Source organism: Methanocalculus sp., from assembly GCF_029762515.1.
Classification (GTDB): domain Archaea; phylum Halobacteriota; class Methanomicrobia; order Methanomicrobiales; family Methanocorpusculaceae; genus Methanocalculus.
The window spans coordinates 1-7,988 of sequence record NZ_JARVGN010000055.1; the positions used below are offsets into that span (position 1 = coordinate 1).

The 7,988-nt window shown below is 51.4% G+C and carries 9 protein-coding genes; 8 read left to right on the forward strand and 1 reads right to left on the reverse strand.

Annotation, left to right across the window (positions count from 1 at the left end; genetic code table 11):
* From QCH34_RS03130 to QCH34_RS03140, 3 genes are all read left to right on the forward strand, one after another.
* Positions 1-1,174, forward strand: a 1,174-nt coding sequence (locus tag QCH34_RS03130) for a glycosyltransferase family 39 protein (RefSeq protein ID WP_300329935.1), incomplete at its 5' end; no start/stop codon positions are given.
* A 7-nt stretch (positions 1,175-1,181) separates the two neighbouring features.
* Positions 1,182-2,312: a glycosyltransferase family 2 protein gene (locus QCH34_RS03135; RefSeq protein WP_300329938.1), complete on the forward strand. Its 1,131-nt coding sequence runs from the start codon at positions 1,182-1,184 to the stop codon at positions 2,310-2,312.
* A 52-nt stretch (positions 2,313-2,364) separates the two neighbouring features.
* Positions 2,365-3,309, forward strand: coding sequence for a cation diffusion facilitator family transporter (locus QCH34_RS03140; RefSeq protein ID WP_300329942.1), 945 nt, complete (start codon positions 2,365-2,367; stop codon positions 3,307-3,309).
* Between the two features lie 11 nt (positions 3,310-3,320).
* On the opposite strand, the gene QCH34_RS03145 is transcribed toward QCH34_RS03140, so the two are convergent.
* A complete protein-coding gene (locus QCH34_RS03145) occupies positions 3,321-3,740 on the reverse strand; it encodes an ATP-binding protein (protein WP_300329947.1) in 420 nt (139 codons plus the stop codon).
* Between the two features lie 264 nt (positions 3,741-4,004).
* Between QCH34_RS03145 and budA the strand changes: the two genes are divergently transcribed.
* The 5 genes from budA to QCH34_RS03170 all read left to right on the forward strand — a co-directional run.
* Positions 4,005-4,829: an acetolactate decarboxylase gene (gene budA, locus QCH34_RS03150; RefSeq protein WP_300329951.1), complete on the forward strand. Its 825-nt coding sequence runs from the start codon at positions 4,005-4,007 to the stop codon at positions 4,827-4,829.
* Positions 4,830-4,922: 93 nt separating this feature from the next.
* Positions 4,923-5,585 (forward strand): YIP1 family protein, encoded by a 663-nt coding sequence (locus tag QCH34_RS03155; RefSeq protein ID WP_300329954.1) that lies wholly within the window; start codon positions 4,923-4,925, stop codon positions 5,583-5,585.
* Positions 5,585-6,712: a hypothetical protein gene (locus tag QCH34_RS03160; RefSeq protein WP_300329957.1), complete on the forward strand. Its 1,128-nt coding sequence runs from the start codon at positions 5,585-5,587 to the stop codon at positions 6,710-6,712. Before QCH34_RS03155 ends, QCH34_RS03160 begins: the two co-directional genes overlap by 1 nt.
* On the forward strand, positions 6,709-7,380 hold the full coding sequence (locus QCH34_RS03165) for an ABC transporter ATP-binding protein (protein ID WP_300329960.1): 672 nt from the start codon (positions 6,709-6,711) through the stop codon (positions 7,378-7,380). The genes QCH34_RS03160 and QCH34_RS03165 overlap by 4 nt, the downstream gene beginning before the upstream one ends.
* On the forward strand, positions 7,377-7,988 hold a 612-nt coding region (locus QCH34_RS03170; protein WP_300329963.1), incomplete at its 3' end, for an ABC transporter permease. The genes QCH34_RS03165 and QCH34_RS03170, both read left to right, overlap by 4 nt.

Below are 7,988 nucleotides of genomic sequence, written 5' to 3' on the forward strand. Positions count from 1 at the left end.
TGAGGTCGTCCTCCGCCTTCTGCCTGCACTCTTTGGAGCGCTCACAATCCCTCTCTTCTATCTCATCGGCCGCGAGCTGATTGACGAACAGACCGGGATCATTGCAGCGGCACTGCTCGTTGTATCTCCATTCCATATCTTCTATTCCCAGGATGCACGCGCTTATGTTCCGATGCTCTTCTTCTTTGCCCTTGCATGCTGGCTCTATCTTCTCGCCCGTCGCCGTGGATTGATCATGGACTGGGTCCTCTTCGGAATTGTCGGATCGCTTGCTGTCTGGACACACTTCTATGCTATTGTTCCTGTAGGGGTACTGGTTCTCTTCGAAGCAGTGACAAGGGGGCGTGAATATATTGCGAAAGAACGACCGTTTATCCCGGTTGCAGCAGGGATAGCAGTCCTTGGTATAACGATGCTCCCCCTCCTGATCGTCGGTATCGGTTTATTCATATCAAGAACCGGAACAGGCGCGGTATTTGGGACATCCGGTCTTCCTCTCATCCTCTCGACAATCGAGTCTATCTCCGGCTTTAGCACACCGATTGCTGTTCTCTTCATGATCCTGTTCATAGCGGGGCTCATTGGTCTCTTTATAAACCGCCGTGAGGAGGCTCTCCTTCTCATCCTTCTGTTTATCGCCCCCCTCATCGTCTCCCTCCTTCTGGCAGGCTCGATGCCGATGGTCCCGAGATATCTCATTGCCATGATATTGCCGTTCTTTATTGGCATTGCGGCTGTATTCAGGCTCATACCTGAGGGTTTCCGCTCTCCACATGTGCTTGCAGTAGCCGTTCTTGTGCTCTGCCTCATCCAGGTGCCGTTCCTCGCCGGGTATTATACCACCTACTCGAAGAACGACTGGAGGGGCTTATCCGGAGCGCTTTCTGAGGTAACAGAGCCCGGAGATGTCATCGTCCTGGTTCCGGGGTACATGAGGCAGCCTCTTAATTACTATTATTCAAATGAAACAGATGGAACGCTCCAGCTCAGCGCAACAACTGCCGATAATCTTGATGCCATCCGAATTTCTCATCAGAATAACAGGATCTTCTTTATTGTGACCGGCGACATCTTTGCGGCAGATCCGTCTGGTGGAGCATATGCATGGCTTGAGCAGAATTCCGGGTATGCTGGTTCGCTGACCGGGATACACCTCTTTATGATCCCGGAGTGATGTGCTGTTGACAGGGAATCCCAAACTCTCCATTATTATACCAACCTTCAATGAATCAGCGAATATCGGGCGGATGATAGATTCAATTCTTTCTATCCTCAGGAACAGTGGTATTCATGGAGAAGTGCTGGTTGTCGATGACTCTTCGCGTGACGGCACGATCCGGATTGTACAGGAGATCGCAGCATCCAACCCTGAAGTCCGTATTATTGTCAGGGAGGACGATCCGGGCCTTTCACAGTCGGTTGTTGAAGGATTTTCAGCAGCAAAGGGCGATATCCTTCTTGTTATTGATGCAGACTTTTCGCATCCTCCATCAATGATCCCGGAAATGTACAATGCTGTCTGTTCAGGTGCTGATATTGCAGTAGGGAGCCGTTATCTCAAAGGTGGTGGAATAGAAGACTGGCCATTGAAGCGCCGTATCATCTCCCTTGGCGCAACAGGCATGGCCCGGATTCTTGTCCCTGAAGTAACCGACCCGGTGAGCGGCTTCTTCGCCCTCAAACGATCAGTCGTCTCTGATGCCCCTCTCCGCCCCCGGGGATATAAGATACTCTTAGAAGTTTTGGGAAGAGGCAGATGGGTGACAGTAACCGAGCTTCCCTTCACATTCCATGATCGGGAGGCAGGAGAGAGCAAACTCAGGATGAGCACTATGACCGAGTATGCTGCCCAGGTGATCTCCATTGCACTCTCTGCTCTGGTTTCACGAACAGGTCATGTATATTCCGAATGGATGAGGCTGATCAAGTTTGGCCTTGTCGGCCTCTCCGGGATCGTCGTCAATATGGGGCTTTTGTACCTGCTGACGGAGTATGCAGGGTTATATTACCTGGTATCCGCGGTGGTGGCGATTGAACTCTCCATCCTGAATAATTTCATCTTAAATGATCTCTGGACGTTCTCATCCCGGAGACTGATTCACCGCTACTCCTGGATTAAGCGATTATTTGCTTTCCATATCATCGCCGCAGGCGGCCTGCTCATCAATCTTGGAGTCCTCTATCTCCTCACGGAATTTGGCGGTATCTATTACATGGTTGCAAATCTTGCAGGCATACTGGTAGCATTCCTCTGGAACTTCTTCTTAAACCGCCATCTTACCTGGAAGGGCGGAGTTCCCCGGCTGAACTGAGATCCCCCAATACCAATATTTTTCCTCTCTTCCACAAAAACAGGATAGGACAATGCTCCCTCCCCGCCCAGACGACCCGGCCAACCGCGAAAAGAAACAGATCGCAGGGGTTGCAATCGCAAGCAACACCTTCCTCGTCATCCTGAAGCTGGCGATTGGTTTTCTCACCGGATCGGTTGCGATCATCTCTGATGCAGTACACTCGGCAACCGACATCATCGCCTCATCTATCGCATATTTTGCCGTCAGGAAATCTGCGCATCCACCGGATGATCAGCATACATACGGGCATGGAAAATTTGAGTCGCTCTCGGGACTCATCGAGGCGACACTGATCCTGCTTGTAGCATTATTCCTCATCTATGAAGCTTCAACTGCCCTGATGCGGGGGGAGAGCACCCTCGACCCCGATCTTCTCGGGCTCGGGATGGTGGCAGTCGGCGTATCTGCGATAGCAAATATCCTGATATCCCACAGGATGATGAAGATCGCCAAAAAGACCGAATCGATTGCACTTGAGAGCGATGCCTGGCATTTGAGGACTGATGTCTATACATCGGTCGGTGTCTTTGCCGGACTTATCCTGATACATTTCACCGGCATACTCCTTCTTGATGCGCTCATCGCCCTTGGTGTGGCACTTGTCATCATCAGGACAGGGATCGGCCTTGTGAGGCGATCGCTTGCCGATCTCCTTGACACCCGTCTCCCTGAAGAAGAGGTGGAGCGGATCAGGGAGATCCTGATTGCTCACTGCACTGATTATGTGAACTTCCATGGCCTGAGAACAAGGAGATCCGGCCCTGAGAGGTTCATTGAGTTCCATGTGATGTTTGAGAATGATATCCTCCTCAGCACAGCCCATGATCTGGCAGACCACCTGGAGGCGGATCTGAAGAAAGAGTTCCCGAGGTGCCATGTCACCGTCCATATGGAGCCCTGCCATGAGGCATGTGAGGAGTGCGGTGTTGCTCTCTGCCCTGCACGAAGAGAGTGATTGTAACTCCCCTATTCTCTCTTCTTAACCCGCCTTTTTTCGATGGCAAGAATATTTTTCCCATTCTCCCGGAGATAGGATACACCATCCATCATCTCCCTGACGAGATAGATGCCAAGCCCCCCAATCTTCCGCTCATCAATCCCGAGGGTTATATCCGGAGGTGGCAGGCAGAGCGGGTTAAATGGTTTTCCAGAGTCGATAAGGGCGATACTGATCTCCTCCTCTGAACACTTTACCATCACTTCTACCACTCCCTGCTCCTCTCCATATGCATAGGATGAAATATTCGTAAAGATCTCATCTGCTGCAAGCTGGATATCAAAAATCTCTTTTGGCTCTGCACCGGCTTTTTCCAGTGTCTCCTCCAAAAAATCCGCCAGATCCGTAAGGGATTGTATTTCAGCCGGGAATATTCTGCTCGCGAGCATCGGATATGTAATCTGTTATGTTCATAATGAAATATTCCTTCCCTCTCCGATGCAGTTCATCCATAAGGGTGAGAGAGAGGTTGGATTATGACAATCGTTGATCAATCACAGTTCTATTATGATCGTACAGGGAAGAGAAGAGGGAGATAATGTGGATCTTCATTGTGGAGAACCCGGATACCGGGCTGGGGATTTGGGGCAGTACTGATGGACTCTGCCGGGTTCTCAGGCATGCTGAAATAGTATGATTGCAGAGTGAGATGTATGCGCACCCCCTCATATCTCTTCATCGTTCTTCTGATTGGTATTTTCATCGGTGCCGGTGGCACACTGCTCATCAGCGGTTTAACACCAGACGTTCAACCCCTGCCTGATCGCGAGATCATCTTTCAGGTCTCAACGATAGATGCCCTCCTTGAGAGCGTCTATGATGGCGTAATGCCGGTATCGGATCTGAGCCTTTACGGCGATCTCGGGATCGGGACCTTCGACTCGCTTGATGGGGAGCTGATCATGGTTGACGGTGTTGTCTACCAGGCACGTGCAGATGGATCGGTTGTGGTTGCTCCTCTGGATCTTCTGGTTCCGCTTGCAGCAGTGACTTTTTTTTATCCCGATATCACGATACCACATCTATCGACCGGAAATTTTGCTGAATTTGAGGAATATATTGATGGAACAATCAGGTCGGAGAACCTGAAATATGCGATCAGAATAGACGGGATGTTCCCGAAGGTGACGGTTCGTGCCCCTCACAGGCAGGAGCGGCCATACCCTCGCCTTGTCAATGCCCTGGCTGATCAGTATATGGCAACCCATACCAACATCAGCGGAACTGCTGTCGGCTTCCGTCTTCCTGCGTATGTTGCCGGATTGAATGTTCCGGGATATCATCTCCATTTCATCAGCGATGATCGGAGTGTCGGAGGCCATATTGTGGATTTTTCCCTTGATTCTGCAACTGTATCACTTGATGAAACCCTTAACTTCATGATGCGGCTCCCATCAGATGGAGGTTTCATAGATGCAGATCTCACAGCTGATCTCTCGGATGAGCTTACAGTAGTCGAACGTCCGGGGCAGGATTAGGCGGGATTTTCATGATGATAAGGATTAAGTGCAAATGTAACATATGTTTTACATTCTCAGGCACCTGGATCTGGTGCCGGTGGTGAACAGCGTATGGCATTAAAAATTATAACAGCACTCTTCAGGCCTGAAGAGTTCTTTGGGGAGCTTTCAAAAGAGGAGGCGGCATTTGCGGTGCCGTTTGGAATAGTCATTATCTATAGTATCCTCTCGGCAGTTGCCGGGTACCAGATGGCCGCTCTTATGGCCCCGATGTACGATGTTGCCCTCGAAGGGTATGGGGGTGTCATTGCGATCTTTGGAGCGATCGGTGGCTTCGTTGGAGGTATCATGGTCTGGATTGTTGCAGCGGTTCTCTTCTATCTGGTAAGCATGGCCTTCCATGGTGAAGGTTCGATGAAGAAGGTACTTGAAGCAGTCGGGTATGGGATGGCGCCGCTGATTGCCGCCGCCGGAATCGGGATTGCGTATCTTGCGATGGTTGCCGATCAGGTGGTTGCCCCGGTTATACGTGACATCATGGACACGACAGTTGCCGAAGAGGCGGTCGAGGCATTCATGAACCAGCCGGTGATGGCGGATTTCACCCTTCTCCAGACATTCCTCTCCGTTGTCTTCATGATCTGGGCGGCAAACATCTGGTACTATGGGATCCGTCATGCACGAAAGCTTAAAGCACGGGATGCAGGGATCACAGTTATTATCCCGGTAGTCCTTTATCTGATTATAGTCATCGCATCATATGGGGTATTCTGATGAAAAAAGTAATGATCCTGCTGGTTCTGAGCATTGCACTGACATGTGGGATAGTTGGAACCAGCACCGCTTCCCAGGTAGGTGTGATCGATGTCTCTCTCGATCCTGAGGTCTTCTTCCCCCATGATACCGGGACAGTAACTATCGTCATTAAAAATACAGGCACTGATTCGGTTGAATTATCACGAGTAAACCTTCAGGGAACCCGGAGTATCTATGTCATCGAGAGTCCGCATTACATCGGAGTGGGTAGGCTGGGTGCTGGGGATACGATGACAACCAGTTTTACTATACGTGCAGGAAACGAGGAGGGTATCTTCTATCCCCGCTTCTCCCTGAATTTTGTCCCGAGTGGCAATATGATGTTTCCGATTTCACTGAAGGTGGATAAAACTCCGATTGAAGCCGGTATCAAAACCCGCCCTGATACCTTCATGGAGGGAAAGAAAGATGTGGTTGTTGTCTCTGTCGGTAATCCGCGTGAAAATTCACTCTCCGGTGTCACTATCACCCCGCAGACAGGAATAGCAAATACTGTCCCAACAAGTATCTTCATTGGCACTCTCCAACCGGGAGAGAAAAAAGAAGCTGAATTTTCTGTCACCCCAACAGGAACAGGCGATATCACCTTCAATGTCGAATACCGCAATGGCCAGAACCGGCAAACCGTCCCCCTCACCATCCCGGTTGTGCCTGGCACCGCAAAGAGGGTTCCTGAGCCGATCGTTTCGAATGTGGAGGTCACATCAATTGCCGGTGGATACCGGATCACCGGGGATGTCTCGAATGCCGGCCTTGAAACTGCCCGCTCTGTCGTGATGACAACAAAGGATCCCGCTGAGCCGATCGATCCTTTCCGGGTCTATGTTGTTGGTGCACTTGATGCAGATGACTTCTCCTCGTTCGAGGTGACATTCACTGCAAAAGATGCCGAGACAGTACCTCTTGTGACCAGGTACCGGGATGATGATGGGAATCTCTACGAGGAGGTTACCCATGTGACGATTCAATCAGGACCGATGCCTGTTGCGGAACAGGATGGCATATCCCCGATGGTGATTGGGATCATCGGGCTCTCTGTTGTGATCGTCGCCGGAGCACTCCTCTACTCGCGTAAGAAGCGATGAAGGCAGCGATCCGGTTCCAGGATGTCACGAAAATATACTCCCTGAAGAGTGGAGACGTCACTGCTCTGGATCATGTGAGCCTCTCGATCGAGGAGGGGGAGTTCATCGCGATCATGGGCCCCTCAGGCTCAGGAAAATCCACTCTTTTGAATATGATGGGGTGCCTTGACACCCCAACAGATGGTGGGGTCTTCATAAACGGCCAGAATATCGGCGAGTTGAGTGATGATGATCTGACGATCCTGCGCCGCCGGCATCTCGGCTTCATCTTCCAGCAGTTCAATTTAATCCCGCTTCTCTCTGCAATTGAGAACGTCAGGCTCCCACTCATCCTTAATGGAGGCGCAGATGTGTGCACAGATCGGTGCATGAACATTCTCTCGGCTGTCGGTATCAGTGAGGAGCGGCTCGAACATAAACCCTCAGAACTATCCGGCGGCCAGCAGCAGCGGGTGGCGATTGCACGGGCATTGATTAACAACCCTGAGATCCTGCTTGCGGATGAGCCAACAGGGAACCTCGATACAAAAACCGGCGCCCAGATCATGGATCTCCTCTCACGTCTTCAGAAGGAGGAAGGGAAGACGATTATCATGGTTACGCACGATCCGACCCTCTCCCGGTATGCCGATCGCGTGATCAAAATTGTCGATGGGAGGATACAATGAACCGGCCGATATTCTTCCTCTTCGCCGTCAGGAACCTCAGGCTCCACTGGCTCCGATCCCTTCTGGCAATGATCGGCATCATCATCGGTGTTGTTGCAATCACCTCTATGGGAATCCTCGGCTCATCCCTCGTCCTCTCAATATCTGAGGATCTGACCACTGTTGGAGATACGATCGTTGTCGTGCCGCACACAGGGGGAAGTGTCATGGGGCGTGGCGGGGGAATTGCTTCAGATGACCTGATCACCTCCCGCCAGCTGGAGCGGATCATCCGTGCATCGGCTCCCCATACCGCGATCCCTGTCTATTCGGGCGGAGAGCGGATAAGGGTCGGCGGGGAGACCGGATTTGCTGCCATCTATGGAATGAGGACATCAGATGTCCCGCTCCTTCTGGAACTATCAGACGGACAGTACCTCAGGGGGGCTTCCGGTGCAATGGTCGGCCCCCGCCTCGCCGAGACCTATTCACTGAAGACAGGGAGCCGCTTTTCGATCGGGACTGTTGGCCAGAGCCTCCGGGTTGTGGGCATTCTGGAAGAGCGGGGGATGGGTTTTGACATCAACAGCGATAATGCAATCATCGTCTCTGATCGGTGGTTTGAGAGC

Coding starts and splice junctions, on each gene's coding strand:
- QCH34_RS03160 (WP_300329957.1), top strand. CDS start 5,585: ATGAAAAAAGTAATGATCCTGCTGGTTCTGAGCATTGCACTGACATGT.
- QCH34_RS03155 (WP_300329954.1), top strand. CDS start 4,923: ATGGCATTAAAAATTATAACAGCACTCTTCAGGCCTGAAGAGTTCTTT.
- QCH34_RS03165 (WP_300329960.1), top strand. CDS start 6,709: ATGAAGGCAGCGATCCGGTTCCAGGATGTCACGAAAATATACTCCCTG.
- budA (WP_300329951.1), top strand. CDS start 4,005: ATGCGCACCCCCTCATATCTCTTCATCGTTCTTCTGATTGGTATTTTC.
- QCH34_RS03145 (WP_300329947.1), bottom strand. CDS start 3,740: ATGCTCGCGAGCAGAATATTCCCGGCTGAAATACAATCCCTTACGGAT.
- QCH34_RS03140 (WP_300329942.1), top strand. CDS start 2,365: ATGCTCCCTCCCCGCCCAGACGACCCGGCCAACCGCGAAAAGAAACAG.